Source organism: Streptomyces sp. NPDC005878, from assembly GCF_040629815.1.
Lineage (GTDB): Bacteria > Actinomycetota > Actinomycetes > Streptomycetales > Streptomycetaceae > Streptomyces.
The window spans coordinates 66,258-81,836 of the sequence record NZ_JBEXWK010000026.1 but is presented as its reverse complement, the minus strand read 5'-3'; the positions used below and the strand labels follow the sequence as shown (position 1 = coordinate 81,836).

11 protein-coding genes are annotated in these 15,579 nt (G+C 71.0%); 6 read left to right on the top strand and 5 right to left on the bottom strand.

Translation table 11 applies throughout. The features are described from left to right. Positions 1–13 precede the first annotated feature (13 nt). Complete coding sequence (locus ABZ404_RS29815; protein ID WP_358832697.1) at positions 14–1,888, bottom strand: serine/threonine-protein kinase; 1,875 nt, start codon at positions 1,886–1,888, stop codon at positions 14–16. Between the two features lie 222 nt (positions 1,889–2,110). On the opposite strand from ABZ404_RS29815, the gene ABZ404_RS29810 reads away from it, so the two are divergent. Further along, positions 2,111–3,169, top strand: a complete 1,059-nt coding sequence (locus tag ABZ404_RS29810; RefSeq protein WP_358832698.1) for an alpha/beta hydrolase-fold protein — start codon at positions 2,111–2,113, stop codon at positions 3,167–3,169. Positions 3,170–3,246: 77 nt separating this feature from the next. Here ABZ404_RS29810 and ABZ404_RS29805 read toward each other — a convergent pair whose 3' ends face one another. Next, complete coding sequence (locus tag ABZ404_RS29805; RefSeq protein ID WP_358832699.1) at positions 3,247–4,095, bottom strand: menaquinone biosynthesis protein; 849 nt, start codon at positions 4,093–4,095, stop codon at positions 3,247–3,249. Positions 4,096–4,354: 259 nt separating this feature from the next. Here ABZ404_RS29805 and ABZ404_RS29800 point away from each other — a divergent pair, with 259 nt between their 5' ends. From ABZ404_RS29800 to ABZ404_RS29790, 3 genes are all read left to right on the top strand, one after another. Then, positions 4,355–4,558 carry a cold-shock protein gene (locus tag ABZ404_RS29800; RefSeq protein WP_003967102.1) on the top strand — a complete coding sequence of 68 codons (204 nt, stop codon included), beginning with the start codon at positions 4,355–4,357 and terminating at the stop codon, positions 4,556–4,558. A gap of 136 nt (positions 4,559–4,694) precedes the next feature. After that, positions 4,695–5,708 carry an AraC family transcriptional regulator gene (locus tag ABZ404_RS29795; RefSeq protein ID WP_358832700.1) on the top strand — a complete coding sequence of 338 codons (1,014 nt, stop codon included), beginning with the start codon at positions 4,695–4,697 and terminating at the stop codon, positions 5,706–5,708. A gap of 85 nt (positions 5,709–5,793) precedes the next feature. Next, positions 5,794–6,957 (top strand): lipase family protein, encoded by a 1,164-nt coding sequence (locus tag ABZ404_RS29790; protein ID WP_358832701.1) that lies wholly within the window; start codon positions 5,794–5,796, stop codon positions 6,955–6,957. On the opposite strand, the gene ABZ404_RS29785 is transcribed toward ABZ404_RS29790, so the two are convergent. Then, positions 6,954–7,364, bottom strand: coding sequence for an ATP-binding protein (locus ABZ404_RS29785; protein WP_358832702.1), 411 nt, complete (start codon positions 7,362–7,364; stop codon positions 6,954–6,956). The two genes, ABZ404_RS29790 and ABZ404_RS29785, sit on opposite strands and share 4 nt — an antisense overlap. A 123-nt stretch (positions 7,365–7,487) precedes the next feature. Here ABZ404_RS29785 and ABZ404_RS29780 point away from each other — a divergent pair, with 123 nt between their 5' ends. Continuing rightward, on the top strand, positions 7,488–8,321 hold the full coding sequence (locus tag ABZ404_RS29780; protein WP_358832703.1) for a helix-turn-helix transcriptional regulator: 834 nt from the start codon (positions 7,488–7,490) through the stop codon (positions 8,319–8,321). Further along, positions 8,318–8,545: a DUF397 domain-containing protein gene (locus tag ABZ404_RS29775; protein WP_358832704.1), complete on the top strand. Its 228-nt coding sequence runs from the start codon at positions 8,318–8,320 to the stop codon at positions 8,543–8,545. The genes ABZ404_RS29780 and ABZ404_RS29775 overlap by 4 nt, the downstream gene beginning before the upstream one ends. A 77-nt stretch (positions 8,546–8,622) precedes the next feature. Here the strand turns inward: ABZ404_RS29775 and ABZ404_RS29770 are convergent, their stop codons facing one another. Then, positions 8,623–8,985 (bottom strand): hypothetical protein, encoded by a 363-nt coding sequence (locus tag ABZ404_RS29770; protein ID WP_358832705.1) that lies wholly within the window; start codon positions 8,983–8,985, stop codon positions 8,623–8,625. Beyond that, the gene (locus tag ABZ404_RS29765) at positions 8,982–15,497 is read right to left on the bottom strand and encodes an RHS repeat-associated core domain-containing protein (RefSeq protein WP_358832706.1); all 6,516 of its coding nucleotides are present in this window, start codon (positions 15,495–15,497) and stop codon (positions 8,982–8,984) included. Before ABZ404_RS29765 ends, ABZ404_RS29770 begins: the two co-directional genes overlap by 4 nt. Between the last annotated feature and the right edge of the window lie 82 nt (positions 15,498–15,579).

The following is a 15,579-nucleotide window of genomic DNA, read 5'->3' as shown; positions in this document are numbered from 1 at the left end:
GGGTGTGTGCCGCTCAGCCCGTCTGCTTGACCAGCGTCGCGTACGGCTTGCCCGCGCCCGCCTCCTGGGACTCGTACTTGAGCGTGCCGTCCGCGTTGCGGGTGAAGACCAGGATCGCCCGGCCGCCGGTGCACAGGCCCGCCGTGCCCCGGCGCGCCGGGTCGGTGCGCTCCTCGATCGTCAGGCTCCGCTCGGTGCCGGAGACGAGCCTGCCCACCCCGAAGCACTCCACGGTCGTGCCCAGCACGCTGATTTTGGAGGACGTGGTGAGGACGTCCTTGCCGGTGACGCCCGCCGTGAACACGGCCGTCAGGTCGCCGTGCGGCTGCCCGGTCGTGGACTCCGTCATCGGGCCCTTCCAGGTCCCGAGGAACTCCCCCGGCACCCGCGCCACGGCCGGGCCGTCCGTCCCGCCGGGGGTCGCGCCCGGCGGCGCGGTGGCCGTGCTGCTCGGGCCGCTCGACGCCGCGTCGTGGCCGCGGTCGCGGTCGCCCGGCATCAGGTCGAAGAGGAACGCGGCGCCCACGGTCGCGGCGGCCACCGCCCCCGCGACGGCCAGCGCGACCGTGCAGCTCATCCGCCGCCCCCGGCCCGGCTCGCCCGGCTCGACGGCGGTGCCCACGGAGAGCGAGAAGCGCGAGGGCGGGGTGGTGGGCGGTTCGGGGGCGCGCTGTCCCGGAACGGCGTCCGCGACGGATCCGCCACCGAAGCCGCCACCGAAGCCGGCGCCGCTGCCGTCCCCGAAGCCGCCACCGCCGCCGCCCGTGTCCGCGTCGGCGCGGCTGTGCGCGTACGACCCGGGCGCCCCGGACCCGTACGCCCCGTCCGTCCCGACGGACCCGGCCGACCCGTACGCCCCCTCCGCCCCTCCCGACCCATAGGACGCGTCCGGAGGTCCGAACACCCCCACCGCCGGGCTGGTGAACGCCACCGGCCCCGACCCCCGCTCGCCCGGCACCCGATCGTCCGGCGCCCGCTCGTCCGCCGCCTCCGGTTCCAGGTCCAGCAGCCGTACCGCCGACCGGCTGACCTCCTCCACCAGCGCCCCCGGCAGCCAGCCCTCCGCGACCAGGGCCGAGGCACCCCGTGGGGCGAGCCGGCGGGCGAGTTCGGCGGGGGCGGGGCGGGCCCCGGCCGTCTTGGCCAGGCACGCCTCCACCGCCGCCCGCATCTCCCCGGCGAGCGGTCCGCCCAGCTCGGGCTCCTCATGCACCACCTTGTAGAGCAGGGCGGCCGAGGAGTCGCCCGGGAACGGGGGCGCGCCCGTCGCCGCGTACGCCAGGACCGCGCCCAGGGAGAAGACGTCGGCGGCGCCGGTGACGCCCTTGCCGAGGATCTGCTCGGGCGACATGTAGCCCGGCGAGCCGATCGAGACCCCGGTCGCGGTGAGCGAGGCCGTGCCGTCCACGGCGCGGGCGATGCCGAAGTCGATCAGGCGGGGGCCGTCGAGGGTGAGAAGCACGTTGGACGGCTTCACATCGCGGTGGACGAGTCCGAGCGCGTGCACCGCCGCCAGCGCCTCCGCGAGCCCCGCGCCGAGGGCCCGCACAGAGCGCTCGGGCAGCGGGCCGTGCGCGGCGACCGCCTGGGCGAGCGAGGGGCCCGCCACGTAGCCGGTGGCGACCCAGGGCACCGCCGCCTCGGGGTCGGCGTCCAGGACCGGCGCGGTCCAGGCGCCGCCCACCCGGCGGGCCGCCTCCACCTCCTGGCGGAACCGGGCACGGAACTGTTCGTCGAGGGCGAAGTGCGGGTGGACCACCTTCACCGCGACCGTGCGCCCGCCCGCGCTACGGCCCAGGTAGACCCGGCCCATGCCGCCCGCGCCGAGTCTGCCGAGCAGTCGGTAGGCGCCGATGGTGCGCGGTTCGCCGGCTTCGAGCGGCTGCATCGCGATCTGCCTTCCCCCATGCCGTCACGTACGGTCGCACAGCAGGGTAGAGCGTGGCGTGTGCCGGATCACCGGGCCGGGCCCGATCGGGACCGTACGGCGACGAACCGATACGAACGCCCGGTCGTCTCTCTCTGCGGAGTTCGCGCCCGAAAACCTCACGACCCGCCACAAACCGCCAAAATCCGTCATGAAACGCATCAAACCGTCTCGGAGCCCCGTATGCATCGCCGTACCACCGCACTCATAGCCGCCGCCGTCCTCGGCTCGGCCGCGCTGGTCTCGGGCTGCTCCGACGAGGGCGAGCCGGTGAGCTTCGACAGCCCGGCGGCCTCCACGAAGACGCCCGCGCCCAAGGCCGGCGGAACCGGCGGGACCGGCGGGCAGAACAGGGCGGGCGGGGGCGCGGTCTCCGAGGCGGTGGCGAAGACCCTGCTGCCGACCGGCCCGAAGGCGCGGTTCACCACGGAGAACACGCTGGAGGACGGCACCAGGATCGGGGTGACCACGCTGCACGGCGAGAAGTCGGGGTTCACGGGCAAGGTGTGGGTCTGGGCGCCGAAGCAGTACTTCGACCCCAAGTACGCGCAGAGCGGCTTCCCGGTGCTCATAGCCCTGCCGGGCGGCAACGGCTACCCGAAGAACTACTGGATGGGCACCGACCTCAAGCTCCAGAGCAGCATCACCCGGTGGTCCGAGGAGGGCAGGAGCGTCCCCTTCGTGGTGGTGATGCCGGTCCTCAACCCGGACGCGAAGCACTACTACGACGGCAGTGACATACCGGGGCAGCCCCGGATGGGCACCTGGATGACCGAGGACGTGCCGGACTTCGTGAAGGCGAACTTCCGCACCTTCAAGTCCCGCGACGGCTGGGCGTTCATGGGCTCCTCCTCCGGCGGCTTCGTCGGCCTGAAGTCGGTGCTCAAGCGGCCCGACCGGTTCAAGGCCGTGATCGCCTCCGGCCCGGACACCGTGCCGGACTCCCCGCTGTGGGCGGGCCACGAGGCCGAGAAGCAGGCGAACAACCCCGAGAAGCTCGCCCAGGCCCTGATCGACGGCAACGGCCCCGAGGTCGACCTCGCCTTCCAGATCGGCACCAAGGAGGGCGGCATGGCGAACCTGAACGGCTTCATCGCCAAGTACGGCAAGGGCCCGGTCAAGACCCGTCTCCAGGTGATCCAGGGCGGCAGGCACAACGCCCACACCTACATCAAGGGGATGGCCGACGGGACCATGCAGTGGATCAGCAGCAAGCTCCAGGCGCCGATCCCGTCGCCCTGACCGACCGGTAAGCCGGGGGAAGCAAGCCCGGGGAAGCCCGGGAAGGCAAGCCCCGGGGAAGCCCCGGAAGGCTCCCCCTAGGCCCCGAGCAGCTCGACCGCCACGTCCGCCGGGAAGCCGGTGGTCGGGCCGGTGCGGCGGGCGAACTCCCTTACGCCCGCGAGCTGGTCGGCGCCGAAGCGGAAGTCCAGCGTCGTGAAGTAGCGCTCCAGCAGCTCCGCGTCGAAGACCTCCCAGCGGGCGGCCTGCTCGGCGACCTTGGTGACCTCCTCCAGGGAGAGGTCGCGCGACGCCAGGAACGCCTGGTGGATCTCGCGCACGACCCCGGGTTCACGGGCCAGGTAGTCCTTGCGGGTCGCCCACACGGCGAAGACGAACGGCAGGCCCGTCCACTCCTTCCACATGGCGCCCAGGTCGTGGACCTGGAGCCCCAGGCGCGGGGCGTCGTGGAGCGAGGCGCGCAGGGCGGCGTCCCCGATCAGGACCGCCGCGTCCGCCTCCCGCATCATCAGGCCGAGGTCGGGCGGGCACGTGTAGTAGTCGGGCGTGACGCCGAAGCGCTCGGCGAGCAGCAGCTGGGCCAGGCGTACGGAGGTGCGCGAGGTGGAACCGAGCGCCACCCGGGCGCCGTCGAGCTCCTCCAGCGGGCACTGCGAGACGATCACGCAGGACATGACGGGCCCGTCGCAGCCGACCGCGAGGTCGGGGAAGGCCACCAGGTCGTCCGCGTTGCGCAGGAACTCCACGAGGGTCACCGGCGCTATGTCGAGGTCTCCCCGGACGAGCTGCTCGCTCAGCTTCTCGGGGCTGTCCTTGGTCAGCTCCAGATCGAGCAGGGTGCCCGTGCGGGCGAGGCCCCAGTAGAGCGGCAGACAGTTGAGGAACTGGATGTGCCCGACCCGTGGCCGGGTGGTTGTTTGGTCCACATCGCGAGACTAGACCTGTCCTGTTTGTCCAGCTACGGCGGGTCGTTCGTCAGCGCGTCACGGGCACGTCAAACGTCCGAGTGGCGTGATCTTTCCCTCTACCGCAGCCCCGATCCTGCGTGCTACGCTCAGCGCAAGTTGCAGTTTGGTTTCCCTTGCAGTACAGAGCCTGCGGAGCATGTAACCCGCAGGCTTTTGTAGTTTTCAGACTTCTTTGCAGGTTCTGGAGCAGGGCAACCCTTTGGCCCAAGGAGGGCTTATGGCTACCGGAACCGTCAAGTGGTTCAACGCTGAAAAGGGCTTCGGCTTCATCGCCCAGGACGGCGGCGGCCCGGATGTCTTCGTCCACTACTCCGCGATCAACGCGTCTGGCTTCCGCTCCCTCGAGGAGAACCAGGTCGTGAACTTCGACGTCACGCAGGGCCCGAAGGGCCCGCAGGCGGAGAACGTCACCCCGGCCTAGTTGCCCGGGTCGGCGATCGCTGACTAGCAGCAGTACCCAAGGAGCCCTTCCCCGTACGGCGACGTACGGAGAAGGGCTCCTGCCTTTCCCGTACGGCCCGCTGACCGCGCCGCCCGATCCCGCTACGGTCTCGCCCATGGGCAAGGGGACGGTCACCGTGCACCATGTGCGTGCCGTGCTGCGCGGCGCCGAGCGGCGGGGCATCGACACCGTGCCGCTGCTCCAGGCCGCCGGCATCCCGCCGCTGCTGCTCGGCGACGACCGGGCGCGGGTCACGCCCGACCAGTTCGCGCTGCTGTTCCGGGCGCTGTACCGGGCGACCGAGGACGAGTTCCTGGGGCTCGGCACGGCCCCGAGCCGCCCCGGCACGTTCGCCATGATGTGCTGCGCGGCGCTGGGCTGCCGCGATCTGGGCGGGGCGATGCGGCGCGGGATCACGTTCTACGGCCTGTTCCCCGGCGGGCCCCGGCTCGCCCTCACCACGGACGCCGGAGAAGCTTCCCTGGCCGTCCACGGCGACTTCGGCGGGCGGGACGACGACCACTTCCTCACCGAGTGCCTGCTGATCATCACGCACCGGCTGTGCAGCTGGCTGATCGGCCGCCGCATCCCGCTCCTGCGCGCGGCGTTCGGCTATCCGCCGCCCCCGCACCGCGACGAGTATCCGTCGCTCTTCGGCTGCCCCGTCCGCTTCGGCCGGGCGCGGACGGAGGCGGTGTTCGACGCGCGCTGGCTGACCGCGCCGCTCGTCCGGGACGAGGCGGCGCTTGAGCGGATGCTGCGGCGCTCCCCCTTCGAGCTGCTGAGCCGCCGGGCGTACGGGACGACGGTGGCCGAGCAGGTCCACCGCGACCTCGCCCGCGCGCTGCACGCCTCGCCCCGGCTGCCGACGCTGGACGAGACGGCGGCCCGGCTCGCCCTCTCCCCCGCCACCCTGCGGCGCCGCCTCCAGCGGGAGGGCACCTCCTTCCAGCGGCTCAAGGACGCGGTGCGGCGGGACGCGGCGATCGCGGGCCTGGCCGGGGGGCGCGAGCCCATCGCGGAGCTCGCGGCCCGGCTCGGGTTCTCCGAGGACACCGCCTTCCACCGGGCGTTCCGCCGCTGGACGGGGACGACGCCGGGTGCGTATCGGCTGGGCCAGGGAAGCTGAGCGGTACGGTCAGCCCCGTACCTACCGGTCAGTCACTACGGTCTCCCCAACCGCACCGCCCCCCACGACCGTTGGGAGTGCCGCAATGTCCCTCCGCACGAGAGTCGCCGGTGCGCTCGCCGCCGGACTCCTCCTCTCCGCAGCCGCCCCGACCGCGTTCGCGGCGGCAGACGACAAAGCCGCCCCCGCCGCCCGCCCGGGCGATGTCGTCAGCTCCGCGCCCACCGCGTTCCACCCGCTGCCGGGCCAGTGGACCAACACCAGGGCGTGGCACATCACCTACCGCTCCACCACCGCCACCGGCGGTCCCAGCGTCGTGTCCGGCACGGTGATCGTGCCCAGAGACGGCCGCACCGGGCAGCGCCCGCTCGTCACGTACGCCGTCGGCACGGTCGGCCTGGGCGACTCGTGCGCCCCGAGCGCGAACTTCCCGTACGGGACGGCCGTCGAGGCCACGCTGATCAACCAGATCGTGCAGCGCGGCTGGGCGGTCGCGGTGACCGACTACGAGGGCCTGGGCACGCCGGGGGACCACACCTACACGGTCGGCCGGGCCGAGGGCACGGCCATGCTCGACGCGGCCCGCGCCGCCCAGCGCCTGGGCATCCCCGGCGTCTCCGCCGACTCCCCCGTCGGGATCATGGGCTACTCCCAGGGCGGCCAGGCGAGCGGCTGGGCCGCCGAGCTGCACGACTCCTACGCCCCCGAACTCAAGGTCAAGGGAACCGCCACCGGCGGGGTCCCGGCCGACCTCATGAAGGTCGCCCACTCCAACGACGGCGGCCTCGGCTCCGGCCTGATCTTCATGGCGGCGGCGGGCCAGGACGCGGCCTTCCCCGAGCTGGGGCTCGACACGTACCTGAACCCCGCCGGCAAGGCGCTCGTCGACTACTTCCGGACGAACTGCGTCGCCGTCGACACCGTCGTCGGCTCCTTCAAGAAGATCACCGATCTGACGGTCAGGAACCCGCTGGAACAGCCGGACTGGCAGGCCCGCCTGGGCGAGTCCCGCCTCGGCACCCACGCCCCGGACGCGCCGGTGTACCTCTACCACGGCTCGGTGGACGAGCTCATCCCGTACGAGGTGGGGAAGGGGCTGCGGGCCGACTGGTGCGAGCGGGGCGCGAACGTCTCCTGGCACACGCTCCCGCTCCTCGGTCACATCGGCGGAGTGACGGTCGGCGCGCTGCCCGCCGCCGACTGGCTGGCCGACCGCTTCGCCGGGCGCGCGCCGGTGGGCAACTGCTAGCACCCCACCTCCGCCCACACCGTCTTGCCCGGCGGGTGCTCCTCCACGCCCCACGCCCTCGCCAGCGCCTCGACCAGCAGCAGCCCGCGCCCGGACTCGGCCTCACCGGCCGGTTCCGGGCGCAGTGGCCGGCGCACGGCCCTGGTGTCGGTCACCTCGATGCGGAGTACCGTGCCGAGTACGAGCCGGAGTTCGCACGCGTGCCCCGGTACGTGCCCGTGCAGCACCGCGTTCGCGGCCAGCTCGGCGACGATCAGGGCGGCCCGGTCGGAGCGCTCGCTCCCGTGCGGGATGCCCCACGCGTCCAACTGCCCGAGCGCCAGTTTCCGCGCACTGCTGGCGCCCCGCCGCGTACTGCTGAAGCTCCGCGCGAACTCGACCGTGGGGGTGGTGATTTGGGGATTCATGTCACCGAGCGTGACGAGATGTGCGTACGCTGAACAAGGGGTGTCGCCCCGACACCGGCCTTTCTGTACGGGTACGGCGAGAGCCCTGTACGAGTCGTCGCCCGTGACCCTCTGGAGGCGTGCATGGAGGACGACGACGGCCTCACCTCGGAGCTGTTCATCGCCGTGGGTGAGCAACTGAAGGTGCTGCGGGTCCGGGCCGGGCTGACCCAGAAGGAGTTCGGCCGGATCGTCGGCTACACGGAGAGCCAGATCTCCGCGATGGAGCGGGGCGTACGGATCACCCAGCCGGACTTCCTCGACAAGGCGGACGACGTCCTGAACGCGGGGGGTGTGCTGCGGGCTGCGCGGAAGGCGATCGAGAGCGCGCAGGCGCGGGCCCGGGTGCGGCATCCCGGCTGGTTCCGCGACTACGCCAAGGAGGAGGCGGAGGCGGTCGCGCTGCACGACTACAGCACTCATGCGCTGCCGGGGCTGCTCCAAACCGAGGCCTACGCCCGAGCCGTGTTCACGCAGCGTCGCCCCTTGCTGGACGAGGAAACGGTCGAGAAGCGAGTAGCAGATCGTCTGGCCCGACAGCAGATCTTCGACCGCTGGCCCGCGCCAACCTTCAGCTTCGTGCTCGAAGAGTCCATCCTGTGCCGACCGGTTGGTGGACGGACTGTCCAGATGAACCAGCTTCAGCGGCTGCTGCGCCTGGGTAGCCTTCGAACAGTTGAGCTTCAGGTAATGCCGACCGATCGCGAGGACCATGCCGGGCTCGGTGGACCGTTCATCCTGCTGACGCCCAAGGGGAAGCACCAAGTTGCGTACACGGAGATCTATGGGCATCCCCGGCTGATCACTGATCACAACGAAGTCCGCGTCTTCGCTGATCGCTATGGCATCATCCGGGCGCAGGCTCTCACCCCACGGGAGTCTCTGTCCCTGATCGAGAAGATGCTGGGAGACGCATGAACTGGTTCAAGAGCAGCTACAGCGACGGCGAAGGCGGCGCCTGCCTCGAAGTCGCCTACGACTGGCGCAAGTCGAGCTACAGCAGCGGCGCTGGCGGCGAATGCGTCGAGGTCGCCGCACACCCCTCCGCCGTCCACATCCGGGACTCCAAGGTCACCCCGGGCCCGGAGATCACCGTCGTGCCCCACGCCTGGGCCGCGTTCGTCTCGTACGCCGCGCGGTAACCACCGGCACGGCAAAGGGCCCGGCACCGTGACCGGTGCCGGGCCCTCCTCACCCGTACTGCCTCACACGTACTGCCTCACACCGCCAGCAGCTCCGGCTTCGGCATCAGTGCCGTCGCGAAGACCACCTGGGTGAGGAGCATGATCCCGAACAGCGCTCCCCCGCCGCCCAGTGCCAGTGGCAGCACCGGCATGAGCAGCAGGAACACGGCCGCCGTGCGGAAGCCGCCCGGCGTTCCGTACCTCTTGAGCAGGCCCAGGAGGAGCAGCAGGAACAGCGAGACCGCCGCGACGAACAGCATCAGACCGATGCCGTCGGCCAGCTGCTCCGGGAAGGAGAGCGTGCCGCGCGGGGTCAGCGCCATGGCCAGGAACCAGCCGATCGCGCAGACCGGTACGTACCTCGCCGCGCAGCGCGGGAACCAGGGTGCGTGGGTCACTTCGGCGGATCCTTCAGGCATTGGGCGGAGTTCCAGTACCGCATGTCCTTGTTGCCGTACCAGGGCATCGAGTCCAGACCGGACACGTTGTCCATCCGGTCGTGGGCCACGACCAGCGGCTTCTGCGCCCGACGGTACTGGACGACCTCCATGTCCGGGTAATGGTCTCCCTTCCTGGTCACGGTCACCGAGCCCTTGTTGGCGGCGATCGTCACATGCGTGTCGACGGAGAACAGCGACATCAGACTGTTCACCCCCGCTATGCCGAGGTCGAGCTTGGACGAGTTCGAGTGGTACTTGCCGAGGAAGTTGTAGTTCACGATGTTCCGGCCGGTCACGCTCCCCGAGGGATAGTCGTTGAACGACATGGGGAACGCCGGGATCATCCTCGACGGGGACTCGATGTCGTAGCCGGGGCCGCTCTGTCCCGCCTGGCCGAGCAGGTACGACGAGACGTGCTTGGTCGACGGCTTGGTGTGGGACGGCGAGATCTTGAAGGTCACGTCACCCGTGGCCGTGTCCCAGAACAGGACCATGCGGTAGGCCGCGTCCGGGTCGGTCGTGTACTCGCGGTTGTCGCCGAGCAGCTGGTAGCCCAGGCCCGGGATCTTCATCGCGTCCTTGGTGTGGATGAAGAACCGCATCATGATGATGCCCCGGTCGGGACCCTTGCCGACGTTGAAGTGGCCGAACTGGGTGCCCTTCTCGCCGTGCGACCACATCGCCCGCAGGACCCGTGCGTAGGCGGACGCCTTGGCCCGGTGCGCGACCTTGTGCACGATGCGGCGGATGACCTTCTTGATCCGGTGGATGACCCGCTTCACCGCGTGCTTGATCTTCTTGATGATGTGGCCGATGTGGAACTCGCCGCTCGGGTCGCTGTCGGTGACCGGCGAGTTGTTGGCGTAGGCGTACCCGTTGATCTGCTGCGGGTCGGTGAGGTCCATGACCGGGTCCACCGAGGCGAACCGGCCGTTGGCCGCGTCGTACTCACGGGCGCCCATGTGCGTGAGGCCCGTGGATTTGTCGGTGACGCCGCCCACGAAGCCGTGGTCGCCCGGCCAGCCCTTCTGCGGCTGGGTGCCGCGCGGGGTGCCGAACGGGCCGGAGGCGCGCCGGGTGACCGACAGGGTCACCGAGTCGACCGCCACCTCGTCGGTGCCCTGGGCGTCGCTGAGCAGGTAGGTGACCGAGCCGTCCGAACCGCGTGCCACGGTGGTGTTGCCCGCCGAGTAGTAGCGGACGCCGCTGACTGTGTTGTCGGCCTTGTTCAGCGTCAGCTCCTCGGCGCCCAGGTACAGGGTCACCGAGCCCGGTTCCCGGCGCAGCAGGCGGGAGCCGTCCGCGTCGTAGAGGAACGTGGAGGTCCGGCCGTCGATCGTGGAGGAGGCGAGGTTGCCCTCGGCGTCCCAGATCAGCTGCTGGTCACCGGCCGAGGTCACCCGGCGGGTGGTGTTGCCGGAGGCGTCGTACTCGAACGCGTCGGTGCGCGCCCCGGGCCCGGTGATGTCGACCTTGTCCATGCCGTGCGGACGGGTCTCGCCCGGCTGCGGGTAGGAGTAGCCGCGCCGGACGTCCTTGGCGGTGTCGCCGGTGACGTCGTGCTGGACCTCGGCGGCCCGGTTGCCGACCGTGTCGTAGGTGTACGAGTACCAGTACGGGTCGACGCCGCCCACCTTCGGGCGCACGTCCGTCGAGGGCTTCAGCGCGCAGTCGTCGGTGCCGGTCCACGCGTGCGAGAGCCGCGCCGCGAAGTCGTACGTGAAGCACTGCGTGTCGGTGACGGACTTGTCGTCGCGGTCGTCGCGGATACGGGTGATGTTGCCGGCCGGGTCGTAGCTGTAGACCTTGCTGTCGATGGTCTGCGGGGCCTGCGACTCGCGGTCGTTGACCACGCTGCTGAGCCGGTGCGTGTCCTCCTCGTAGGTGTACGTCTGGACCGTGCGTCCGCCGACCGCGCCGAGCACGGTCTGCAGGAGCTCCCCGGAGGGCGCGTACTGGGTGCCCAGCGAGTACACGTCCGTGCCGTTGCCGACCGTGGTCGGCAGACCGTAGTCGGTGTACCCCTGGCGGACGGTCTCCGCGGGGAGCCCGCCGCCGGCCGGGAAGGTGGTGGTGTTGGCCAGGCCCGTGGTCGGCGTGTAGGTCGAGCCGAACTCGTAGGTGCCCTGGAGCTTGCCCTCGGCGGCCGGAACCGTGATCACCGAACCGGTGGCCCGGCCCGAGGCGTCATAGCCCTTGACGGCCGTGGTGTAGGCGTTGCCGTTGTCCCAGCGGGTCGAGGAGCTGAGCATCTTCTTGCCGCCGGCCAGCGTGTCGTACGTCCACTCGGCGAGCTTGGGGCCGGTGACGCTGTCCTTGCGCAGGCTGGTGGGACGGCCGAGCTCGTCGTAGGTGTACGCGAGAACGGCGCCCCGGGCGTCCTTCGTCGTCTCCGTCTTGCCGTCGGGCGTGAACGTCGTGGAGACGGCGCCCTTGTCCGGGTCGGAGGAGGTGACCTGGCGGCCGCGCAGGTCGAAGGTGGCCGACCAGGTGTTGCCCGCCGCGTCGACCAGCTTCGTGAGCCGGTCGGCGGTGTCGTACGTGTACTTCAGCGCCTCGTACTTGTCGGCGCTCGCGCCGATGACCGGGTTGCGGTCCTTGTACTGGCGCAGCTCGACCGGCTTGTCGTGGGCGTTGCTGACCACCAGCGTGGCGGCCGCGCCGCTCGGCGGGAGGGTCGCCGTCCAGTTGCCGCCGTAGGTGGTGGTGGTGCGCCACCGCTCGGTGCCCTTGGTGAGCGCGATGGCGGCGGTGGCGCGGCCCATGCCGTCGAACTCGGTCACGGTCTGCGCCGGGACCTGGCTGTCGGGCACCGCGAAGACGGCCGTCGCGACCGGTTGGTCGTTGTAGTACTCGGCGTTGTCCTTGTAGGTGCGGCCCTGGCTGTCGTAGAAACTGTCCGTGATCAGCCGGCCCGTGCCGCCGTACGCGTCGGTCTGGGTCTGGCGCTTGCGCAGCAGACCGTCGTAGAGCGTCACCGCCTTGCGGTACTTGCCGCTCTCCAGCAGCGTGTTGGAGGTGACCGTGCTCGGGCCGCTCTCGCCCCGCACCTGGTAGGAGAAGGTGACGTCGGCCGAGGCGGGCTTGGTCCGTCCCGGCTTCCAGGCGGCGGAGAGCTGCCCGAGCGCGTCGTACTCCTGGCTGGTGACCCGGCCGTTGGCGTCGGTCGCCTTCAGCGTGAGGCCGCGCAGCCCGTCGAGTTCGACGCTGGTGGTGTACCCCTTGTTGTCGGTGGTCACCACCTGGGTGGGCTGGGCACCGGTGGCCGGGGTGTACGCGGTCAGGGTCTTGGCCCCGGCCGCGTCGGTGGTCTGCGTCATCCGGCCGTACGCGTCGTAGAGCGCGGTGGAGGTGGTGACGTACACCGGCAGACCGGCGCTGTAGTGGTCCAGCTCCTCGATCCTGGACGCCATCGCCTTGCCCGCGACGGGGGCGGCGCCGTACGCGCTGGTGTCGTACGTGGTGCGGGTCTCGCCGGTGACCGTGGCCGCCGAGGGGGCCGTGCCACAGCCGGTGGAGCTCTTCTGCTCGGAGGCGATGTAGGAGATCAGATAGTTGGTGGTGTCGGGGGTGACGTAGGTGGTGCGGGTGCACTGCTCGTCACCGCTGACAGCGATGTCGCCCTCGTCCGAGGAGGTCAGGGTCTGGCCGTAGGCGTCGAAGGTGTCCGTCGAACGCGTGGTCTGCCAGGTCCCGTCGTCCATCAGGGACCGGCCGGTGGTGGTCTCGGTGTCCGTCTGGTAGGCGTGCAGGTCGGTGGTGCCCGGACGGGTCTGGGTCGCGGTCAGCTTCGACCACGGCTTCTCCACCGACGACTCGACGATTCTGCCGCCGTCCTTGTCGTAGCCGACGCTCTCCAGCTCCTGGCCGCTGTACTGCTCGGCGTCGGTGTACAGGGTGCCGAAGGAGTCGGCCACCTGGGCGCCCTCGATGCCCCGCAGGTACGTCGCCTCCGACAGCGTCTTGTTGGTCGTGCCGGTCCGGGTGCGCACCTTGCCGTAGCCGCGGTAGTCGCTGTACGTGCGGTGCTTGTCGAGGGTGAACTCGCTGGTGTCCTTGGCCCAGGCGATCCCGCCCAGGTACTCGTACTCGGTCACCTCCGAGTCGGTGCCCGCGACCTTGTCGTCCTCGGTCACCTTGGTCACCACGTACTTGTGGAACCAGTCCTTCACCGGCGTACTGCCGCCCTCGGGCGTCCACCAGTTCGGGTAGCAGCGCTTGGTGTTGGTCGCCTCGTCCGGCGGGCTCGCGTAGGCGCACTCGGTCGGCGAGTACGAGACGAGGGTGTCGCCGCCGTACTCCGAGCTGATGCGCGTGATGCGGTACTTGTTCAGCGGCGGACGGCCCTCGGAGGCGTCCACGCGGTTGGGCATCAGGGTGCCGCCGAAGGTCACCGCCGGCTTGGACAGGGGGGTGCCGCCCGCCTTGCCGGTGTGGGTGATCGAGTCGAGCCACAGCCCGTTGCCGCCGGTGTCACCGGTGCCGGGGAAGCTCTGCCCGAACGCCCAGGTGTCGATGTCGGCGTAGGTGGTGCCCTTGAGCACCTGGGTGGTGACCGAGGTCAGCCGCTTCTTCGACCAGAACGACGGCGAGCCGTTGAGGCAGTCCGCGCCGAACGCACAGACCTCGTCGACCGGGGTGTCCGGCCAGTTGGAGGCGTGCGCCTTGTCGAAGGCGCAGTCGGTGGCGGTGCCCAGGCAGCGGTCGCCCATGGCGAAGTTCACCTTGGCCGAGGGCTGGGCCGTGTACACCGATCCGGCGCGGTGGCCGTACTCGATGTGGTCCAGGTAACCGCCGCGCGTGTAGGACGCGTCCGCCTTGGGCTTGGTGGTCGTGGAGCCGCCGGAGTTCTTGGCGTAGGCGTTCTTCTCCTGGGTGTAGAAGAGCGCCATCGCGTTGCCGTGCGGGTCGACCACGTAGTCGAGGTTCCAGCGCCAGCCCTGGTCGCGGACCGAGTCCGTGAAGGCGGTGGCGTGGCCCGGCTCGTTGGTGTGGTTGCCGTAGACCGGGACGGTGAAGGCGGAGCCGGTCTCGGTCTTGCCGGAGGCCCAGCCGGGGAGGCGGTTCTTGCCGAACCAGTACTGGGTGCCGTCGAGCGTGGTCACCTTCCAGTACTCGTTGTCGTCGTCACCGTTGTTGGTGTCGGTGGCGGTGCCCTTGATCCGCTGGATGCGCGAGCCGTCGTCCTCGGCCGGCCGCCACACGTCCCCGGTGCCCGTCCTGACCAGCGCGGTCGAGGAGCCGTTCAGGGACATCATGGCGTTGTCCGAGCGCCAGCACAGGTCACCGGACTTGGCCGGGGCGTTGGTGCCCGTGCCGTTGTCGTCCTTGCAGGCCATGTACTGCCGCTCGATGAAGCCCATCTCCATCCGCCAGCCCTCGCCGAGCGCGGAGGGCTGGTTGTTGCTGGAGGCGGTGCGGCCGTCGATGCCGGAGGAGGAGTAGCCGAGGGCGAGCTTGGGGCTCAGGTCCCCGGGCACGGGCGGCACCTGGAGCGGGTACTCCCAGGAGAAGCCGCCCTCGTTGCCGCCCGCGCTCCAACTCCCGGACGGGGCGAGCGAGGTCGCCTTGAAGTCGCCGTTGGCCCCGTCGGGGGTGGCGGTGGCGGCCAGGACGGTGAAGGCGGCCCCCGCTGTGGGCATACGTTCCGCAAGGGCGGAAGGGGTGGGCACAGCGGACCCACGGCGTGCAGCCGCTCCACCCGCACCAGCCACAGCGGCGTCCGGCGCCACATCGATCTCGGCCGTCAGCTTGCCCGTCATCGCGTCGTTGTGCGAAGCCAGCGGCGTCACCCCCCGGCACTCCGCCTTCTCGGGCGTCGTCAGCGCACACGCGGGCAGCCGCACGAGCCGCAGCCGGGTCGCCCAGTCCGCCCCGTAGGCCCCCCGGAAGGCGGTGTAGTCGAGCTGTACGGAGGCGCGGCCCGCCGTGGTCCCGCGGTCGTCACGGGCGACGCCGAGCACGACCCCGTCCAGGCCCAGACGGTCGGCCGCCCTGCGGTCCCCCATCCGTACCCGCACCTTGGCGGGCGCCCCGGCCGCGGCCGGACCCGCGGCGGAGGCGGCGCCCTTGGCCGCCTTCGGCGCGAGCGGCGCGATCCCGACCGGGCTGCCCGGTGCGGCCGCGTGACGCGATCCGGCCACGCTGCGGCCCGCCGCGCTCTTTGCCAACGCATCGGGTGCGACCCGGCTCAGGTCGACCTCGCTGTCCCCGGCCGCGGGCCAGGTCACCTTCGGCGCCCGCCAGGGCCGCTTCGCGGTCTCGCTCGTGGCGGCCGAACCGCCCTTGCCCAGCTCGGAGCCGGTAACGGAGGCCGTTTTCTGCACCGAACGCAGGGAGAAGTCGACCTTTCCCGCCGCCGCCGCGACGCTCGGCAGCAGCGTGACCAGCACCGCGCTCGCCGTGAGCGCGCCGAGCGCCGCCGTGGCGCGTCGGCGTCTGGCTCCTCCCGAGTCCTCGTCGTATCTCAAAGTCCCCGCCCGTGAACGACTCACTGGAAGTCTCCAACTCTCCGTATTCAGCTCAAAAGGCGCCCCAAGTCGGGGGCGCCTC

Excerpts from the sequence above, each read along its gene's own strand:
- ABZ404_RS29815 (WP_358832697.1), bottom strand. The coding sequence starts at position 1,888 with ATGCAGCCGCTCGAAGCCGGCGAACCGCGCACCATCGGCGCCTACCGA.
- ABZ404_RS29810 (WP_358832698.1), top strand. The coding sequence starts at position 2,111 with ATGCATCGCCGTACCACCGCACTCATAGCCGCCGCCGTCCTCGGCTCG.
- ABZ404_RS29800 (WP_003967102.1), top strand. The coding sequence starts at position 4,355 with ATGGCTACCGGAACCGTCAAGTGGTTCAACGCTGAAAAGGGCTTCGGC.
- ABZ404_RS29795 (WP_358832700.1), top strand. The coding sequence starts at position 4,695 with ATGGGCAAGGGGACGGTCACCGTGCACCATGTGCGTGCCGTGCTGCGC.
- ABZ404_RS29790 (WP_358832701.1), top strand. The coding sequence starts at position 5,794 with ATGTCCCTCCGCACGAGAGTCGCCGGTGCGCTCGCCGCCGGACTCCTC.
- ABZ404_RS29785 (WP_358832702.1), bottom strand. The coding sequence starts at position 7,364 with ATGAATCCCCAAATCACCACCCCCACGGTCGAGTTCGCGCGGAGCTTC.
- ABZ404_RS29780 (WP_358832703.1), top strand. The coding sequence starts at position 7,488 with ATGGAGGACGACGACGGCCTCACCTCGGAGCTGTTCATCGCCGTGGGT.
- ABZ404_RS29775 (WP_358832704.1), top strand. The coding sequence starts at position 8,318 with ATGAACTGGTTCAAGAGCAGCTACAGCGACGGCGAAGGCGGCGCCTGC.